This window comes from Mesorhizobium sp. XAP4 (assembly GCF_029269325.1).
Classification (GTDB): Bacteria; Pseudomonadota; Alphaproteobacteria; order Rhizobiales; family Rhizobiaceae; genus Mesorhizobium; species Mesorhizobium ciceri.
On record NZ_JARIXW010000001.1, the window covers coordinates 426,634 to 444,045 of the forward strand.

A 17,412-nucleotide genomic window follows, 5' to 3' on the forward strand; every position below is an offset into this window, starting at 1 on the left:
GAGGATAGGTGCTCGCTGTCCGGCTCACGCCAGCGCTGTCGCGAGCAATTTTGCCTGCGGTGTCAACTCGTCGAAGCGGCGGGCGCAGAGGTTGAGCTGGCGCGTTGCCCAATCATCGGTCAGCCGCAGTGTGCGTAGCGTCCGCGCCGAGCGGCGGGCGGCACTTTCCGGCACGATGGCGATGCCGGCACCTTGCGCGACCAGCCGGCAGACATTGTCGAGGCCGGGAACGTGGATGCGGATATGCAGATGGCCGCCAAGGCGGGCCGCCTGGCGGGCGATGTGCTCCTGCAGCGCATGGCCGGTGCTGAGGCCGACGAAAGATTCGCCGAGAAGCTCAGTGAGGTTGACGGTGCGGCCTTCAAGGCCGGGCCGGTTTCGCGCGGCGATCACCACCAGCCGGTCTATGAAGAACGGTTTCTGCTCGAGGTGCGCAAGGCCGGCCCAGGTGGCGGCGATGCCGAGATCGGCCGCACCACTGGCCACGGCTTGCGCGATCTCATGGCTGGGGCGCTCGTCGAGCTCGATGTCGATGCCGGGGTGCGCGACAAGGAAGGCGGGCAGGATCTCGCGCAGCAACTCGGCTGTGGCGGCGGTGTTGGCCATCAGCCGGACGCGGGCGCGCAGGCCGGTGGCATAGGCGGCGAGGTCGCCGGCCATCGCCTCGATCTGGTTCTGCACCGCGCGCGCATGATGCAGCAGCGCCTGTCCGGCCGCCGTCGGCACCACCCCACGGCGCCGGCGCTCCAGCAGCGGCGCGCCGAGCCGCTCCTCCATGCCCTTGATGCGGGCGCTGGCCGACGCCAGGGCCAGTCCGGCAAGCTCGGCGCCATGGGTGATGCTGCCGCGTTCGGCGACCAGCAGGAACAGGCGGAGATCGACCAGATCGAAGCGCATTCTCTTGCTCCTGCGAATATTCAGCGCCGGGAAGGCGGTCGGCCAACCAGCCTTCGTCGTGGCCGAAGGCTGGCAGCGCAACTTCCACATTGTGATCGGCCAGGATTTTCGTCAAACAGTTTCGAAGGAGAATTGCGATGAACGAACGAACATCAGGGCGGCTCGGCATTCTTGAAAGCACGGCGATCGTGCTGGCCATTGCCGTGGCCGGCCTTGCCATGGCGCGAGCGGGATCAGGCGTGCGGGGATGCGCGGCGACGGTCGTATCCACCGGCCGCGATGCGGCGCCGGCAAAGGCCGCCAGCCCGGATGCCGACGCAACCGATATGCTGCTGCATGACTGATCCGGCCCTGAAGATACGATCATGCTGAGCGCCGGCATCCTCGCCTGGATCGGCGCCGTGTTCCTCGCCGCCGGCTTCGTCAAGGGTGTCGTCGGCATGGGGCTGCCGACCGTGGCGATGGGCCTGCTGGCGGTAACGATGCCGCCAGCACAGGCCGCGGCACTGCTGCTGATCCCGTCGCTGGTTACCAACCTCTGGCAATTGCTGACCGGCCCGTCCTTCGGCCGGCTGTGCAAGCGGCTGTGGACGATGATGGCCGGCGTGATGCTCGGCACCGTTGCCGGCGCCGGCCTGCTGACCGGCACACACTCTGGCGTTGCCTCGGCCGGGCTCGGTGCGGCGCTGGTGCTTTACGCCATTCTCGGCCTGCTCAAGCTTGGCTTCACCACGCCGGCGCGCCGCGAAGCCTTGATGTCACCGCTGGTCGGGGTGGCGACCGGGCTGGTCACCGGCGCCACCGGCGTCTTCGTCATCCCGGCGGTGCCCTATCTGCAGTCGCTGCGGCTGGAGAAAGAAGACCTGATCCAGGCGCTCGGCCTGTCCTTCACCCTGTCGACGGCGGCTCTTGCCTTCGGGTTGTTCAGGACCGGCGCCCTGGCGTCGCCGAGTGCGCAACTGGTGGGGTCGGTCGCAGCCCTTGTGCCGGCGCTGGCCGGCATGTTCGCCGGCCAGGCGCTGCGCCAGAAGATGAGCGTCGAGACCTTCCGCAAAGTGTTCTTCGCGGGGTTGCTGGCGCTTGGGGTCTATCTCGTGGGGGAGTTGGTGTTCTAGGCGCCGGACTTCCCCAGAGCACTGGCAGGAAGTCGTCAGCCAATGCTTTCGCTGAGATCAGCGAGCGTGACCATGAGTGTCAACGGCTCGACCGGCGAGGGCTCGAACCCGATGGTGATGTAGAAAGCTCGCGCATCGTCGGAAATCGCATGCACCACTATGCCTTTGATGCCCAGTATTTCAGCAGCCTGGAGAACTCGTAGACCGGCATCCCTTACCAGCGCCCGACAGATGCCCCGACCGTGATAGGCTTGGTCTACGGCCAACCTGCCTAGCACTGCGACGGGGATCGGATCGGGCATGTTGCGCCGGAAACGGCTGGAAGCTTCGACCATTTTCACGGCGCCGCTGGCAACGGCATAGTAGCCAATCACACGGTTGCCTTTGCAAGTCACATAGGTCCGGGATGCACCGCCCGCTTGATTGGTGCGAGCACGTTTTTTCAACCAATCGTCGAGCGCTGTAATGCCCGACGAAAATTCCCCGAGTTCGTGATGATCCGCGAGTGGAACCGGGACCGACAGCGTCACGCAGCTTCCCACGGAGCCTTTGTCGTCATCGTGCGGCGCAATCGGTCGTTGGGCTGCGGCGGCGCGTCGAGGCGTGCCAGAAACGCAGCGTAGACATCCGGTTCGACGGTAAACACGAGACGGTTGAGCAACGCTTCCTCAGCGGCGCGTTGCGAGGCTTCAAGCATGAAGTCGGTGCGATTCTTACCGAGCAATTCGGCTGCGCGGTCGATCAGATTGCGAACTTCCGGCTTGACGCGGATGTTGAGCGGAACGCTCTTCGGCACCGGATGATGTGACGTTGGCATGGACGGCTCCTTCGTTGCGCATATCTAGCACAGCGTAACGACATTGTCATTACCCGTTCGATGGAGCATGCGATCCGTAGTAGCCCTACCGCACGACCAGCACCGGGATCTCCGTGTAGGACAGCACTTCCGCCGTCTGGCTGCCGAGGAGCAGCTTGCCTAGTCCGCGGCGGCCGTGCGAAGCCATCACGATAAGGTCGCAGTCCAGCGCCTGCGACAGTTCCAGGATCGCCTCGGCGGGCCTTTTGTCCTCGACATGCACGACCTCCGCCGAGACGCCGGCGGCGTCGGCCGATGCCTTGCACTTGTCAAGAACTTCCTTGGCGTATTTGCGCGCCTCTTCCTGATAGGCGGCCAGTTCATCGCCGGCGGCGTAGCCGGCCATGGCGCCGCCCCAGGCGAAGATCGGGAATTGTCGGAGACGGTGATGAAAGTAACAGAGGCGCCGAGGCCCTTGGCCAATGTCAGGCCGTGGGTAACGCCCTTGTCGGCCAGTTCCGATCCGTCCGTGGCGATGAGCAAATGTTTGTACATGATGACATGACCTGTTGCGCAAGGGCCGATGCCCTTGAGGTGGCGGGAGCCTGTGGAGGGCTGGCCTTGATATAGTTGCGGCCTCGGGCCGATCACAGGGCCGGCCCCGCCGCGGATCAAGGCCAGGCGACCACGCAGTCTTGTACCAAGCGGATTCCCCTTTGCCGCATCGTCGCCTAAGGTGCCGGTGACATTGAAAGGCAGTCCATGAGCAACCCGTATCCGCAAATCCATCTGGTCCGGCATGGTGAAACGGCGTGGAGCCTTTCGGGGCAGCATACCGGCCGCACCGACATGCCGTTGACCCCGGTTGGCGAGGCCGCCGCGCGGGGTCTCGCGGACAGGCTCGAGGGCCTGTCTTTTTCGGCGGTATGGTCGAGCCCGTCGCAGCGCGCCTACAACACCAGCGTACTGGCCGGCTTCGGCGCGCAGAGCGTCAAGAAGGACGATCTGCAGGAGTGGGACTATGGCGCCTATGAGGGGCTGACGACAAAACAGATCCTGGCCGAGCGCCGCGGCTGGAGTGTGTTTCGCGATGGGTGTCCAAAGGGCGAGATGGCGGCCGATGTCGGCGCGCGGGCCGACAGGATTATCGCTGGGCTGCGCGAGGCCAATGCCAGCATATTGGTGTTTTCCAGCGCACATTTTCTGCGCGTGCTGGCGGCGCGCTGGATCGGGCTGCCGCCGGAGGGCGGCGCGCTGCTGGTGCTCGATACGGCCAGCATCAGCGTGCTCGGCTACGAGCATGATTTGAGCGAGCCGGTCATCCGGAAATGGAACCAGAAATAGAGCAGCTTCGGCAGCGGCGCCGCTTACGCCTATCTGTCGAATTTCCTGATCGCCTCAGCGGTTACCGGCGTGAAGAAATTCACCAGATTGCCGTCAGGGTCGCGAAACAGCAGCGAGCGGTTGCCCCAGGGCATGGTGGTCGGCTTCTGCACAGTGATATTCCTGAGGAGGTCCGAGAGCCTGGCGAATTCAGCATCGACGTCGCCGACGCGGAACTCGATGATGGCGGTGTGGTTGTCGGCGGGGCGGGCGATGTCGCCGCCGAACAGCATCAAGGTGCGTGTGCTGCCGATTGCCAGCGTGCAGGTCGGCGTCGCCAGTTCGGCGAAGTCTTCCGTGTACACCGTCACGGGCATGCCGGTGATCTCACCGTAGAAGTGAACGAGACGCTGGACGTCCGACGTGATGATGCGGACGGAGACGAAATTCATTGCATTGGCTCCCTGATCGTTGAAGCCGTGGCCGGCTCCCATCCGACCTATAGGCCAGGCCTGCTGACAGCTTTCCGTCAGGAGGGATCGCCGTGCGCCTGCACCAGCGGCACGCCCTGCTTACCCCCTCAGCAGCGCCAACTCTTCTGCTGTCAAATGCCGTGCCGTACCCTTGGCGAGGTCGCCGAGCGGCAGGCGGCCGATGGCGATGCGGATGAGGCGCAGGACCTCGACGCCGTGCGCGGCGAGCAGGCGACGGATGTGGCGGTTACGGCCTTCGTCGAGCATGATCTCCAGCCAGGCGGTGCGGCCGCCACTGCGCAAAAGTTCGATCGCGTTCGCGGTGAGCACCTCGCCGTCGACGATCACGCCGGCGCGCAACGTCTCCAGCATCGGAGCATCCGGTACCGTGCCGATCTGCACGTGATAGGTTTTCGGCAGATGCGAAGCCGGGTCCATCAGCCGGTTGGCAAACCGGGTGTCGTTGGTCATCAGCAGCAGGCCTTCGCTCGCCTTGTCGAGGCGGCCGACCGGGGAGACGAAGGGCAAGTCGAGCCCTTCGAGGCAGGCATAGACGGTGTCGCGCTGCTGCGGGTCGTCGCGGGTGGTGACCAGCCCGCGCGGCTTGTTGAGCATGAGGTAGACCTTGCGCTCGGCAACCACCGGCCTGTCGTCGACGACGATGCGGTCGCGGTCGAGGTCGACGCGCAGCGCCGCATCGCGCACCACCTTGCCGCCGACGCGCACGCGGCCTTCGGCGATCAGCACCTCGGCCTGCGTGCGCGAGCACAGGCCGAGCTTCGACAGCGCCCGGTTGAGACTGACGCCGGGCGCCCCCTGCCTGCCGCTCTGCCGTGTCTGCCGTGGTGTCATGGTGCCGCCTGCGCTGGTGGAGCCGACAGATGCCACGGGCTGCAATGGCTTCGCAAGCGTGGTGCTGTCTTCCTATACAGGGCAAGGGGCAATGGCGGCATCCGTACCGCCTGGAACAGCGATATTGTCGCCGCCGCATCCGCTATAATCTGCACCCCATGAGTGAGTCCGCTGCGCCGATAACCAAGACCGTCGTCATCGGTGCCGTGCCGGCCAAGGTCTGGCGGATACTAACGACGCCAGAAATGATCCCGCAATGGATGTCCGACGAGGAGTTGACCGTCAGCCTGCAAGGGCAGGCCGGCGGCGCGATCGTCATGCGCGGACTGCTGCACGGAATACCGTTCGAAAACCACGGCACCATCCGCACTTTTGAGCCGGGAATGAGCTTCGCCTACAGCTATTGGAGCACGCTGTCGGCCTCGCGTCTGGCGGACGTGCCCGAAAATCACACCGTGGTCAGCTTCGACCTGGCGCCGGCGGATGGGGGAACACTGTTGACACTGACGCTCAGCGACTTCGCCGAACCGGCGATCCGTCCGCACGCCAATCTCTACTGGGGACCGACCTTGCAGATCCTGAAGGCGGTCTGCGAGCGCGCTTGAGAGCGGGCGGGAGTCATCGCAGCGGATAGGTCGTCCCGCCCTTACTCTTTGGGGTATCGGGCGAGAGCCAGCGCGCGGATGCGGTCGGCGACGGCGCTGTCGACCGGGTTGTAGACGGTCAGGCTCAAATCCGGCCGGCCGTCGACCGCGAAGCCCGAATATTCCAGTTCGATATCGCCAAGTTCCGGGTGCTTCAGGCGCTTTGTCCCGTCGCCATGGCTGAGCACGCCGTTTTCCCGCCACAGGGCGGCAAACTCGGGGCTGGCGCTGCAGAGTTCGTCGACGAGTTCACGCACCTCGGAGACAGCGCCGGCGCGTGCCGCATCGGCCCGGAACGCGCCCACCACGAAACGGGCGAGGTTTTGCCAGTCGTGCTGCCTGGCGCGGATATGGGGACTGAGGAACATGAAGCGCAGAATGTTGCGCTCGCCCTCGGGCAGGGTGCTGTAGTCGGTCAGAACGACCCTCGCGGCACGGTTCCAGGCAACGACGTCCCAGGTGGCGGTCCTGACTATGGCGGGGCTGGCATCGAGCGTGTCGATGAGGCGCTGCAGCCGGGGGCTGACGCCTTCGACGCCCCTGTAGCGGACCTCGGGCGGGCGCCCCAGCCCGAGCATGAAAAGATGTTCGCGCTCCGCCTCGGTCAGCAGCAGCCCCTTGGCGATGCGGTTGAGGACATCGGCCGAGGGTGCGCCGCCGCGGCCCTGTTCCAGCCATGTGTACCAGGTCGGGCTGATGTTGGCGCGCTGCGCGACCTCTTCGCGGCGCAGCCCCGGCGTGCGTCTGCGTCCGGAAAACCCGAATGATGCGGGATCAAGCCGGGTGCGCCGGTCTTTGAGGAACGCTGCTAGTGAGCCGGAATTGGAGGGCATCCTGTTAGCCATTATACCACGATAAGATCACTACTTTAATAGAATAATAGACCGGCAATATTATGCAGGCAACTGTACAGGAGATTTTGCATGCGTATCTTTCTCACCGGCGCGACCGGTTTCATCGGTTCGGCGATCGTTCCCGAACTCATCAAGGCAGGCCACCAGGTGGTCGGCGTGACCCGCTCCGACGCCGGCGCCGAGGCGCTGGCCGCCGCCGGTGCTGAAGTGCATCGCGGAACGCTCGAGGAGCCCGAAGGGCTGTGCGATGGCGCGGCCAAGGCGGACGGCGTGATCCACACGGCATTCGACCACGACTTTTCGCGGTTTGCCGAGAATTGCGAAAAGGACAAACGCGTCATCGCCGCACTGGGCGCCGCGCTCGCCGGCTCCGACCGGCCGCTGGTGATCACCTCCGGCGTCGGCATGGGCAGCCCCGGACATGGCCAGTTGGCGATCGAGGACGTCTTCAACGCCAGCCATCCCAATCCGCGCATCGCCTCGGAGCTGGCCGGCAATGCCTTGCTGGACGCCGGCATCAATGTGTCGGTGGTGCGGCTGCCGCAGGTCCACAATCCGGTCAAGCAAGGCCTTATCACGCCGCTCATCGAGATCGCGCGTGAAAGGGGCGTCTCGGCCTATGTCGGCGAAGGCCGCAATCGCTACTCCGCGGGCCACCTCCTCGATGCGGCGCGGCTTTACCGGCTCGCCGTGGAAAAGCGGCAGCCGGGCGCGCGCTATCACGCGGTCGGCGAGGAAGGTGTCGAAGTGCGCGCTATCGCCGAGGCGCTCGGCCGGGGTTTGAAATTGCCGGTGGTTTCCATTGCGCCGGAAAAGGCGGCGGAGCATTTCGGCTGGATGGCGATGTTCGCGCCGATGGATCTGCCGTCCTCCAGCGCTCTGACCCAGGCACGGCTCGGCTGGCACCCCACCGGCCCGACGCTGATCGCCGATCTCGACGCCATGCGGTATTGATGCGCTTAGCAACGCTCGAGGTGAGCCGAAGTCTCTGACTTCGTCATCCCTGGACGAAGCAGGAGCGCAGCTCCGTCGCGGAGACCCTGGGCCACGCCGCGACCTTTCGGGATTATGCTCCAGGGCTGACCGCGTAGCGCAGATGGACGAGCCCATGCGCCAGCGCCTCGCAGCTCTTCAGGGACAGCTGCGTCTTGCCCGCCAGGCCGCTCTCGCCGAACTCGACGAAACCCTGATTGGCGGCCCGCCCGTCGATCGCGGGTGCAACGAGAAGGCTCAATTCATCGACGAGCCCGGCGGCGAGGAAGGAACCGTTGATGCTGGCGCCGCCCTCGAGCAGCAGCCGGCTTATGCCGAGTTCGCGTCCGAGGACCTCAAGCATGGCGGCGAGATCGATATCGCCGGTTTCCGCGACGATATAGGACACGCCGTCGGCGGCAAGCTCTGCCAAATGGCTGTCGGCAACGTCGCGCCCAAGCAGCACCACGACATGGTCGCCACCGATGTCGGGTTTGGAAAAGTGAAGCTTGCCCGAGGCATCGAGCGCCACGGCATAACTGCCCGCACCTATTTGCGCGAAATGATAGGGCCGGTCGACCTTGCCGGCATTGGCCGGCGGATGCGCGCCGGCCTTGCTCATCTCGGCCATGGTGACGCGCCCGACGATCCAGGCATCAGCCGCGAGATCATTATGGATATGCTCGTAGAGGCTCGACCACTCGGCCCGGGTGCCATCGGGGCTCGAGGTATAGCGGCTGGGGTGGAGGCTGCCGTCAAGGGATGCCAGCATATGGCAGATGATTTGCGGCTTCATGTTGTTCTCCAGTCGAGTGCTTTGGGTTCAGTCCAAAGTAGTGCCACGCCGGGAGAATGGAAGCCGCACGCCTCATGACGTACCCAGCCGTTGAGACGGCATGTGCCGGCAGGTATCATGACCGGATGTCCGCGAACATAATCCTGTTTCATTCGGTTCTGGGGCTGCGCGAGCACGAGCGGCATCTCGCTGGAAAGCTGGGCGCCGCCGGTCACGCCGTTTCGCTGCCGGACCTCTATGCGGGCGTGGCGACGGACGATCTCGAGCAAGGCTTCGCGATCAAGGCGCGGATCGGCTGGGAGGTCATTTGCCAAAGGGCGCGCGATGCCCTGGCCTCGACGCCCGGCGATACGGTGCTGGCGGGGATTTCGATGGGTGCAGGCGTGGTCGCGTCAGTCTGGGCCTTGCGGCCGCTGACGGCCAAGGTGCTGCTGTTGCATGGGCTGGCAACCGTGCCTGCGAACATCCGGCCCGGCCTGCCGGTTCAATTGCATGTCGCCGACACCGATCCGTTCTTCCCCGAGCCGGATGTCCGCGCCTGGCAGCACGCCGCCGAGGCCGCGCAAACCGATGTGCGGATCTTCCGCTATCCAAACTCGGGACATTATTTCTCGGATCCAGCTCTGCCCGACTACAACGACACAGCCGCGGCGCTGCTTTGGCAGCGTGTTCTGGCGTTCCTGGATTGAGAAGCAGAAGGGCGGCCTTGCAATGGAGGGTCTTCCGACAAAGCGGCTCCCACGCCGGAAATCCAAAATCCGACAATTCCGATAATTTGCCTGGCACCGCTGTTATATCGATGTTGCACAAATGGTTGGCCCTGGGTTAGCATCCCTGCGCAGGCGTCGGTGGGAGGCTCTTTTTACAGCGGCGGCCAGCTGGAGCGGCATGCGTTTTCGGGCGCAGGGAGGATGCTCCACACTTTGAACCGACGCATGATCCTTCCTGAAACCGATCCCGGTTTTCGGGTCGTGCGTTCTTGTGGAGGAGGATCCCATGAACAGACGTGAATTCCTGCTGTCGTCCGCGGCTTTCGGCGCCATGATGGTTGCCGCGCCTTCTGTGTTTGCGCAGGACAAGCTCACCATCCTTGGCTCGGTGCCCAGTCTCGGCTTTCCGTTCTTCGTGCACATGCTGAACGAGATCAAGGCGGAAGCCGCCACGCAAGGCGTCAATCTGACCGAAAGCGACGGCCAGAACTCGGCCACCAAGCAGACCGCCGACATCGAGGCCGCCCTGGTGCAGAAGGTCAACGCCATCGTCATCTCGCCGCTCGACGTCAACGCCCTGGCGCCGGCCATCGAGGAAGCGGTCAAGGCCGGCGTTCCCGTGGTGACGATCGACCGCCGCGTAGACGGCGTCGAGGGCATCCTCGCCCATGTTGGCGCCGACAATGTGAAGGGCGGCGAGGCGGAAGCCAACGCCGTGGTGGCGGCGTTTCCCAACGGTGCCAAGCTGTTCCATCTGCAGGGCCAGCCCGGCGCCGGCCCGGCGATCGACCGCAACAAGGGCGTGCACAATGTGCTCGATCCTCTGAAGGACAAGTATCAGATCGTCTTCGAGCAGACCGCCAACTTCGCCCGCGCCGAGGCGCTGTCGGTGACCGAGGCTGGCCTTGCCGCCAACGGCAAACCCGACGCCATCGTCTGCGCCAATGACGACATGGCGCTGGGCGCCATGGAGGCTTGTGCCGCGCGCAACTTCACCGACGTCAAGATCTACGGCTTCGATGCACTGCCCGAAGCGCTGGTCGCCGTACGCGACGGCAAGCTTGCGGGCACGGTCGAGCAATTCCCCGGCGAGCAGTCGCGCACTGCGGTGCGCATCGCGGTGGCCTTTGCCAAGGACAAGACCGAGCCGAAGGAGAAGCTGGTGCTGCTGACGCCAATCGTCATCGGCAAGGACAATCTCGACAAGGCGGAGCGGATTGGCGAGACGAAGTAGGGTTTGGCGGGGATCGGCCGATTGGCAAAGCCGGCGGGACAGCGCCCCCCTCTGTCCTGCCGGACATCTCCCCCTCAATGGGGAGATCGACTGTTCCTCCTGCTTTCGCCAGTTCCCAAATGTTGAAAGAAAAGGTGTCGCCGGTGACACAGCCAATCTCCCTTGAGGGGGAGATGTCCGGCAGGACAGAGGGGGGCGTTCAAGCGCTGACAGGCGACATCAACTGCATGGAAGGAGCCACCCTTGCCGCCAGCCGCTGAAGCCGCCTCGCCCGAACCCATCCTGCTTGCCGTCGAAGGCATCACCAAGCATTTCTCGGGCGTCACCGCGCTCAGCGATGTCTCGCTCGATATCCGCCCCGGCGAGATCCTCGGCCTGCTGGGCGAAAACGGCGCCGGCAAATCGACGCTCTTGAAAATCCTGTCGGGTGTGATGCCGCCATCGGGCGGCCGCATCACTTTCGACGGTGCCGATTATCATCCCTCCAGCCCGCAGGATGCCAAGCGGCTTGGCATCGTCACCATCTATCAGGAACTGAGCCTGATCCCGACGCTGACTGTGGCGGAGAACATTTTCATCGGCCGCGCGCCGATCGGCCCGCTCGGGCTGGTGAGTTGGCGCAAGATGGAGGAAGATTCCCGCACGATCATCGCCCGCGTCGGTCTCTTCATAGACCCGATGACGCCGGTCTCGGCATTGTCGGTGGCCGAGCAGCAACTGGTCGAGATTGCTCGGGCGCTGTCGCTGGAAAGCCGGCTGATCATCATGGACGAGCCGACTTCGGCGCTGACCGAGACCGAGGTGCAGCGGCTGCTGTCGATCATGGACCGGCTGCGCAAGGACGAGGTCGCCATCATGTTCGTCACCCACCGGCTGGAGGAAGCGTCCGCCATATGCGATCGCATGACGGTGCTGCGCGACGGCAGGCTTGCCGGCCACCTTAACCGTGAAGGCGGGCCGATCGCGCTGCCCAAAATCATCGAGAAGATGGTCGGCCGCGCGGCGTCCGAGCTCTACGCCCGGCCGGCGCAACGCGCGGTGGCCGGCGATGTCGTGCTGTCGGTGCGCGGCCTGCGCACTGTGCGCGACCCCGAGGCGCCGCACGCCATCGTGCTCGACGGCGTCGACATAGACCTCAAGGCTGGTGAAATCCTCGGCGTTGCCGGGCTTGTCGGCTCAGGCCGCACCGAACTGGCGCGCGCTATCTTCGGCGCCGACCGCATCGCGGCCGGCACCATCACGCTCGACGGCAAGCCGATCGCCCCGTCATCACCCGCGGACGCCATTGCGCTCGGCATCGGCCTGGTGCCGGAGGACCGCAAGCACCAGGCGATCTTTGCCGCGCTGGGCATCCTGCCGAATTTCTCCATCGCTTCGCTGGGCAGCTTCAGCAACGGTTTCGGCTTCATGGCCGAGCGGCGCGAGCGCGATGCGCTGTCCGGGTTTCGAAAGATGCTGTCGATCCGCATGGCTTCGGCCGAGCAGGCGATCGAGGGCCTGTCGGGCGGCAACCAGCAAAAGGTGATCCTGGCGCGCTGGCTCGCGCGCGATCCGAAAGTGCTGATCGTCGACGAGCCGACGCGCGGCGTCGATGTCGGCGCCAAGACCGAGGTGCACCAGATCCTGGTGCAGCTTGCGGCGCGCGGCATTGCGGTGATGATGATCTCGTCCGAACTGCCCGAGGTGCTGGCGGTTTCGGACCGCATCGTCACCATGCGCCGCGGACGCATCACCGGCCAGATGCCGGGCGTCGAAGCAAACGAGGAAAGACTGATGGAACTGATGGCACTCGACCGCAAGGAGACACTATGAGCGTGGCGGGGGAGCAGGATCAGCGCGGCGGCATCAACTTCGCGCGGCTTTTGATGAGCTTCGGGCCGCTGCTGTTCCTGGTGGCGCTGATCATCGTCTTCACGGTGCTGAAGCCGAGCTTCATGGACCCGATCAACCTGTTCAACATCACAAGGCAGATCTCGATCACCGGGCTGATCGCGCTCGGCATGACCTTCGTCATCCTTACCGCCGGCATCGACCTGTCGGTCGGCTCGCTGCTCGCCTTCTGCGGCATGGTCGCCGCCGTGGTCGCCAAGGGCGGCACGGCCAACACGCTGTCGCTGTCGACGAGCGGCACGCAAGGGTTCGGCTGGTTCGCCGCGCTGCTGGCCGCCATCATCGTCGGAGCCGCTGCCGGCGGCGTGCAGGGACTTGTCATCACCCGGCTGAAAGTGCCGCCCTTCGTCGTCACGCTGGGCGGGCTGACGGTGTTTCGCGGGCTGACGCTGACCATCTCCAATGGCGGCCCGATCTCGGGCTTCGACGCCTCGATGCGCTGGTTCGGCACCGGGCTGATCGGCCCGGTGCCGGTGCCGGCGCTGATCTTCGCGGCGGCCGCCATCCTGTGCCACATCGTGCTGCGCTACACGCGCTATGGCCGCGCCGTCTATGCCGTCGGCGGTAATGCGGAAGCAGCGCGGCTGTCGGGCCTGCGCGTCGACCGCATCCTGGTCTCGGTCTACGTCATTGTCGGCTTCTTCGCCGGGCTCGCGGCCTTCGTGCTGTCGGCCAGGCTGAACTCCTCGGAAGCGGTGGCGGGCATCGGCTACGAACTAACCGTCATTTCGGCCGTCGTCATCGGCGGGACCTCGCTGTTCGGCGGCATCGGCTCGGTCGGCGGCACGGTGGTGGGCGCGGCGCTGATCGGCGTGCTGCAGAACGGGCTGCAGTTCAACAATGTCTCGTCCTACACGCAAAGCATCGTCATCGGGCTCATCCTGATCCTGGCGGTGGCGTTTGATCGGTGGCTGAAGTCGCGGGTGCGACGGTGAGGGGCGAAGGGAGATGTTAACGCCCAGGCGCCCCCCCCCCTCTGTCCTGCCGGACATCTCCCCCTCAAGGGGGGAGATCGGATGTCATGACTGCTTTCGCTAATTTTCAACGTTGAAGAGAAAGCGGCGAGGACGAAGCTGCTGATCTCCCCACTTGAGGGGGAGATGTCCGGCAGGACAGAGGGGGGCGCCTCGCTCTGCCCCCTGGCAGGAGACCCCACCCCATTCCTTGCAAAACAATCATGCTTTGCTAGAAAGGTTTTGGCGGGTGGCATCGTGAGAGAACCTCATGTTTGCCGATATCATCAGACCGATCACCCTAGGTTTTTCGCTGCTGCGGCGGTTCTGGCCGCAGCTCATGGCACTCGTGCTGGCCGGCGTGCTGGTCGGCGATCTCCTCATGCTGCTGGCGGCGAAGGTGGCGCTGGCCAATCACTTCGCCGGGTTGGCGATGCTGACGCTGGTGGCGCTGGCGCAGCTGGTGATGACGGTGGCAATGTTCTACGTGCTGCGCCCCGGCCTGCCGCATGTGGTGGCCGCGCAGCGCGGCGCCGACAAGGCCGCAACCACCGAGACGCAAACGAAGCCGGGTGCCGAGGCTGACCGGCGCGGCTCGCGGCTGGTGCGGATGATCACCATCGCGCTTCTGCCGTTCTTCGCCTATTATGCCGCCTGGGGATTTCTGGGCGACATCGTGCGGCAGTATTCGCGCGAAACACTCGACCAGGCCGATTTCGGCCAGAGCGCTGATGTGCTCGACGTGCTCGACTCGCGCTGGCTGCTGGCCTCCGTGGCGGTGTCGTGGCTGATTCGCCGGCTGGCCAAATTCATGCAGGCTAAGACAGGTGCGGAGTCGTTCTGGCAGATCGTGGTGGTGATCTGCGAGACCAACTGGATTTTCGTCGGTCTCTACGTGATCAGCCGCTGGAAGGATTCGGCCCTGCAATGGCTGATGAGCCGCAATTTCTGGTCGGTCCTGCAGGCATCGGTGGACGGGCTGGCAAACCCGGTGCCGATGGCCTCGGCCGCACCCATGGTGCCGGTCGAGATCTCCTCGATCGCGCCGTCGACGGCTGCGATCAACCTGTTCTTCTTCATGCTCCTGCCGCTGATCTGGCTGGTGATGGCGGCGCTGATCTACGGCTATGATGTGCGCGACGATGCTGCCCTGATGCGCGTGCACGGCCGGCTGGAGCGTGTCGGCCGGCGCTATGCCGGCCTGCCGAAATTCCTGCGCGATTTCGTCGAGCATTTCATCGCCGGCTACCGCTCGCGCTATCTGCCGATCGCCAACGGCGTGCGGCTGACGGTCAGCGCCAGCCTTGTGCTGTTGTGCACGCTGGTGGTCGGCTACCGGTTGCTCGACTGGGGCGCGGCCTGGCTGTGGCTCGGCGCGACGCGGCTGATCGGCCCACACGAGCTCGATATCTGGCAGATTTTTTCGCATGCCGTGACGCTGCTCTTCGGCAGCCCGTTCCAGGATTCCTCCACCGGCATCCTGATCGAGCCGCTGCGCATATGCTTTCTCGCCGCCGTGCTGGAGACGGCGTTTTCGATGGCGAAGCGGGCGGGGAAATGAGCTTTCTTTACGGGGAGAAGGATGCTGTCACTTCGGCGGCCGCTGAAAACGCAGGAACCAGGGGCGCTCGCTGCCCAGGCCAATGGCTGGGCGGATGGTCTCGATGGCATCCTCGGGCACGATGAAGGTCTCGCCGACGCTGATGATTTCGCCCTCTTTGGCGCCGGAGAAGATCGCCGAGGTGCAGTTCATCACGCCGTCCGGCAGGCTGACGCCGGAGATGAAGTCGGGTAGCCAGCGGCGGCCGGCGGCGTCGGTCAGCATCACCTTGCAGCCCAGCCACTGCTTTTGCAGATCGGGATCGCCGACCGTGACGGCGAAGGTGGCGATGACGGCCATGGCATGGTCGGGCAAGCGGCCGGCCTTGCCGCCGCGCAAATCGGCCAGCCGCCATTCGCTGCCGCCGAACGGCGCGCCTTGGCCAAACTCGACATCCCTGGCGATGAGGTCCTCGCCATGCAGCCATTCACGGATGCTCTCATAGCTGGTTTCGGCCAGCGTCAGCGGCAGCAGGATAGCGAGCGCGGCAAGACCGCGCCGTCGCCATTTTTTCTCGCCACCGCCGGCTGGGTCGATGTCGGTTGAAACCGCGCTCATGTCTTGCCCTGCCGTGTCTGGCCCTGCCGTGTCTGGCCCTGCGGCGGTGCAGGAGCGTCGAGATCGTATAGCGGCAAGACATCCGCCGGTTGACCATCGGCACCGGTCGGAACGGCATCGAGGCTGATGCGAGCCTGGGCGTCGAGCGGGCCGAACTGACGTGCGGCGATAAGCAGGCTGGCGCCTCGGATCTGGTCGGCCGGCAACTCGAAGACGAACAGGCCGCTTCTCTCCAGCCCTGGATCGACGGCATGTGGCGGCATATCCTGGCGATAGCTGAGCCGCTCCGTCTGGCGGTAGCGCAGGCCGGTCGGGCCTTGCCAGGTGCCGTCGGCGACCGTGGTGGAGGTGCTGGTGGCGGTGAGATCGGTCGTCGCCACCGCCCACAGGCCGCTGGTGGTCAGCAGCCTTTCCTGGCCGAACTGGTTGGTCTTCAGCGTGCGCGCAAAGACCATTCTGTCGAGGCGGACATCGAAGCTGCGCGCCCGCACCGTGTCGTGCATGGCGCCATCGATGGGGATCGGCGCGGTGAGTTCGGCATAATGCGGCTTCGACACCTGCATGCCGTAGCTGAGCACCACGGTGGCGGCGACGATCAGGAGATTGCCGATGGCGCGGATCCTCATGAGCCGCTCTCGGGCAGGTCGGCGACCGGCATGGTGACGGTGCCGAGCCGATAGGAATTGAACCAGCCCGGCGTGCCGTAAAGATTGTCGCGCGGCTTGAAGATCTCGGCGGTGACGCCGAAGCTGAGATTTGCCGGCACGGCGGCGTCACCGGCAAGCGGCCAGACATAGGCCATGCGTTCGGTCATGCCGGGATGCAGTTCCGGCGTCAGCGTCGAATCGCGGGCCAGCGCGATCATCGGCGTGGAATCGGGCAGGTCGATCCCGTCCGGCTTGAAGACGTTGAAATAAGCCTTGTCGGATTGCGCCGTGCGATTCGTCAGATCGGCCTCCAACACCAGCGCCTTCTGGCCTGGTTTCAGCGCCACGCCATAGAGTTTGGCGCGGCTGACATAGGCGCGCGCGGGCTGGACCCGCCAGCGCCCGGCATCGATGGCGGCATCGGGCGGCAATTGCGGCGGGGCGTGGGCGGGCAGGGCGCCGAACGCGCCCATCAGGCCGGCGACGAGCAGGGCGGCGATGGTTCCCGCGCCGGCCGTTATCCAGGTTTGAAATTTTGAGCGGGCAGTCTTGAACATTCCAAACTATGCACGTCGAACGGTCAGCCACCCCTGCGCAGTCTAGAAAGAAAAAATGGCTGATGGAACCCGCAAATGGCTGGTCCAGTCCTCACACCGCTTCCCTTGCCCAGAGCCTGTGGCCATGGCGGCGGAAATAGCGCGCCACCAGGCGCTGCTGCTTGGCCCTGATCAGGTCGGGCAGGCGCCGCTCCTGGCGCCAGCGCGGTATGTTGCGCCAGCAGGCTATGAAGCGGGCGGCGTCCTCGATTGCCTCCTGCGCCGAGAGTGCCGGACCGATAGCGGCCAGGAACAGCGCCTCCGACGGTTTCAATTCGTCGATCACCGCCTTGCGCCTGACGTGATCCTGACGGGCGTGGGCGATGCCGCTGCGACGGATTGCTTCGAAGGCTTCAAGCAAGGCCAGGCTGTCGCCGGCGTAGCCGCAGGAACGGGCAAAATCGGCGGCAAAAGCGTCCATTATCGCTCCCGGGTCTGATGCAGTGGGCAGGTTCGTGCCCGACTCACATTTTCATACATTTATGAAAGCATAACTCAAATT

Annotated in this window: 21 protein-coding genes and 1 pseudogene; 10 read left to right on the top strand and 12 right to left on the bottom strand. The window is 65.0% G+C overall.

What is annotated here, in order from left to right; genetic code table 11:
• Window positions 1–24: 24 nt before the first annotated feature.
• Window positions 25–897 carry a LysR substrate-binding domain-containing protein gene (locus tag P3C39_RS02185; RefSeq protein WP_275952556.1) on the bottom strand — a complete coding sequence of 291 codons (873 nt, stop codon included), beginning with the start codon at window positions 895–897 and terminating at the stop codon, window positions 25–27.
• Window positions 898–1,034: 137 nt separating this feature from the next.
• Here P3C39_RS02185 and P3C39_RS02190 point away from each other — a divergent pair, with 137 nt between their 5' ends.
• Window positions 1,035–1,241 (top strand): hypothetical protein, encoded by a 207-nt coding sequence (locus tag P3C39_RS02190; RefSeq protein ID WP_275952557.1) that lies wholly within the window; start codon window positions 1,035–1,037, stop codon window positions 1,239–1,241.
• Between the two features lie 21 nt (window positions 1,242–1,262).
• On the top strand, window positions 1,263–2,012 hold the full coding sequence (locus tag P3C39_RS02195) for a sulfite exporter TauE/SafE family protein (protein ID WP_275952558.1): 750 nt from the start codon (window positions 1,263–1,265) through the stop codon (window positions 2,010–2,012).
• A 35-nt stretch (window positions 2,013–2,047) separates the two neighbouring features.
• Here P3C39_RS02195 and P3C39_RS02200 read toward each other — a convergent pair whose 3' ends face one another.
• The 3 genes and pseudogenes from P3C39_RS02200 to P3C39_RS02210 all read right to left on the bottom strand — a co-directional run bounded on the left by P3C39_RS02200 (window position 2,048) and on the right by P3C39_RS02210 (window position 3,363).
• A complete protein-coding gene (locus P3C39_RS02200; RefSeq protein WP_275952559.1) occupies window positions 2,048–2,542 on the bottom strand; it encodes a GNAT family N-acetyltransferase in 495 nt (164 codons plus the stop codon).
• Entirely contained in the window at window positions 2,539–2,829 is a 291-nt protein-coding gene (locus tag P3C39_RS02205) for a DUF1778 domain-containing protein (protein ID WP_013530564.1), read from the bottom strand. The genes P3C39_RS02200 and P3C39_RS02205 overlap by 4 nt, the downstream gene beginning before the upstream one ends.
• Before the next feature lie 85 nt (window positions 2,830–2,914).
• A pseudogene (locus P3C39_RS02210) lies at window positions 2,915–3,363 on the bottom strand (universal stress protein).
• 207 nt (window positions 3,364–3,570) lie between these two features.
• Between P3C39_RS02210 and P3C39_RS02215 the strand changes: the two are divergent.
• Window positions 3,571–4,152, top strand: coding sequence for a histidine phosphatase family protein (locus P3C39_RS02215; protein WP_275952560.1), 582 nt, complete (start codon window positions 3,571–3,573; stop codon window positions 4,150–4,152).
• Between the two features lie 29 nt (window positions 4,153–4,181).
• Here P3C39_RS02215 and P3C39_RS02220 read toward each other — a convergent pair whose 3' ends face one another.
• Both P3C39_RS02220 and P3C39_RS02225 read right to left on the bottom strand, forming a co-directional pair.
• Complete coding sequence (locus tag P3C39_RS02220) at window positions 4,182–4,583, bottom strand: VOC family protein (protein WP_013530567.1); 402 nt, start codon at window positions 4,581–4,583, stop codon at window positions 4,182–4,184.
• Window positions 4,584–4,703: 120 nt separating this feature from the next.
• Window positions 4,704–5,456, bottom strand: coding sequence for a pseudouridine synthase (locus P3C39_RS02225; protein WP_275952561.1), 753 nt, complete (start codon window positions 5,454–5,456; stop codon window positions 4,704–4,706).
• A gap of 158 nt (window positions 5,457–5,614) precedes the next feature.
• Here P3C39_RS02225 and P3C39_RS02230 point away from each other — a divergent pair, with 158 nt between their 5' ends.
• Entirely contained in the window at window positions 5,615–6,061 is a 447-nt protein-coding gene (locus P3C39_RS02230; RefSeq protein WP_063168649.1) for an SRPBCC domain-containing protein, read from the top strand.
• Between the two features lie 41 nt (window positions 6,062–6,102).
• Here the strand turns inward: P3C39_RS02230 and P3C39_RS02235 are convergent, their stop codons facing one another.
• Window positions 6,103–6,945: a helix-turn-helix transcriptional regulator gene (locus P3C39_RS02235; protein WP_032898616.1), complete on the bottom strand. Its 843-nt coding sequence runs from the start codon at window positions 6,943–6,945 to the stop codon at window positions 6,103–6,105.
• 78 nt (window positions 6,946–7,023) lie between these two features.
• Between P3C39_RS02235 and P3C39_RS02240 the strand changes: the two genes are divergently transcribed.
• Window positions 7,024–7,908 carry an SDR family oxidoreductase gene (locus P3C39_RS02240; RefSeq protein ID WP_024501766.1) on the top strand — a complete coding sequence of 295 codons (885 nt, stop codon included), beginning with the start codon at window positions 7,024–7,026 and terminating at the stop codon, window positions 7,906–7,908.
• A gap of 112 nt (window positions 7,909–8,020) precedes the next feature.
• Here the strand turns inward: P3C39_RS02240 and P3C39_RS02245 are convergent, their stop codons facing one another.
• Window positions 8,021–8,722, bottom strand: coding sequence for a RibD family protein (locus P3C39_RS02245; RefSeq protein ID WP_013530572.1), 702 nt, complete (start codon window positions 8,720–8,722; stop codon window positions 8,021–8,023).
• A 125-nt stretch (window positions 8,723–8,847) separates the two neighbouring features.
• Between P3C39_RS02245 and P3C39_RS02250 the strand changes: the two genes are divergently transcribed.
• The 5 genes from P3C39_RS02250 to P3C39_RS02270 all read left to right on the top strand — a co-directional run bounded on the left by P3C39_RS02250 (window position 8,848) and on the right by P3C39_RS02270 (window position 15,070).
• Window positions 8,848–9,411 (top strand): dienelactone hydrolase family protein, encoded by a 564-nt coding sequence (locus P3C39_RS02250; protein ID WP_024501764.1) that lies wholly within the window; start codon window positions 8,848–8,850, stop codon window positions 9,409–9,411.
• Between the two features lie 307 nt (window positions 9,412–9,718).
• On the top strand, window positions 9,719–10,666 hold the full coding sequence (locus tag P3C39_RS02255) for a substrate-binding domain-containing protein (protein ID WP_013530574.1): 948 nt from the start codon (window positions 9,719–9,721) through the stop codon (window positions 10,664–10,666).
• A gap of 243 nt (window positions 10,667–10,909) precedes the next feature.
• On the top strand, window positions 10,910–12,478 hold the full coding sequence (locus P3C39_RS02260) for a sugar ABC transporter ATP-binding protein (protein ID WP_275952562.1): 1,569 nt from the start codon (window positions 10,910–10,912) through the stop codon (window positions 12,476–12,478).
• The gene (locus P3C39_RS02265) at window positions 12,475–13,491 is read left to right on the top strand and encodes an ABC transporter permease (RefSeq protein ID WP_013530576.1); all 1,017 of its coding nucleotides are present in this window, start codon (window positions 12,475–12,477) and stop codon (window positions 13,489–13,491) included. Before P3C39_RS02260 ends, P3C39_RS02265 begins: the two co-directional genes overlap by 4 nt.
• A 289-nt stretch (window positions 13,492–13,780) precedes the next feature.
• Window positions 13,781–15,070, top strand: coding sequence for a hypothetical protein (locus P3C39_RS02270; RefSeq protein ID WP_275952563.1), 1,290 nt, complete (start codon window positions 13,781–13,783; stop codon window positions 15,068–15,070).
• 27 nt (window positions 15,071–15,097) lie between these two features.
• Here P3C39_RS02270 and P3C39_RS02275 read toward each other — a convergent pair whose 3' ends face one another.
• From P3C39_RS02275 to P3C39_RS02290, 4 genes are all read right to left on the bottom strand, one after another.
• The gene (locus P3C39_RS02275; protein ID WP_275952564.1) at window positions 15,098–15,667 is read right to left on the bottom strand and encodes a hypothetical protein; all 570 of its coding nucleotides are present in this window, start codon (window positions 15,665–15,667) and stop codon (window positions 15,098–15,100) included.
• Window positions 15,664–16,293: a hypothetical protein gene (locus tag P3C39_RS02280; RefSeq protein WP_275952565.1), complete on the bottom strand. Its 630-nt coding sequence runs from the start codon at window positions 16,291–16,293 to the stop codon at window positions 15,664–15,666. Before P3C39_RS02280 ends, P3C39_RS02275 begins: the two co-directional genes overlap by 4 nt.
• Window positions 16,290–16,871, bottom strand: a complete 582-nt coding sequence (locus tag P3C39_RS02285; RefSeq protein ID WP_275952566.1) for a hypothetical protein — start codon at window positions 16,869–16,871, stop codon at window positions 16,290–16,292. The genes P3C39_RS02280 and P3C39_RS02285 overlap by 4 nt, the downstream gene beginning before the upstream one ends.
• Window positions 16,872–16,962: 91 nt before the next feature.
• Complete coding sequence (locus P3C39_RS02290) at window positions 16,963–17,331, bottom strand: hypothetical protein (protein ID WP_082827457.1); 369 nt, start codon at window positions 17,329–17,331, stop codon at window positions 16,963–16,965.
• Window positions 17,332–17,412 lie beyond the last annotated feature (81 nt).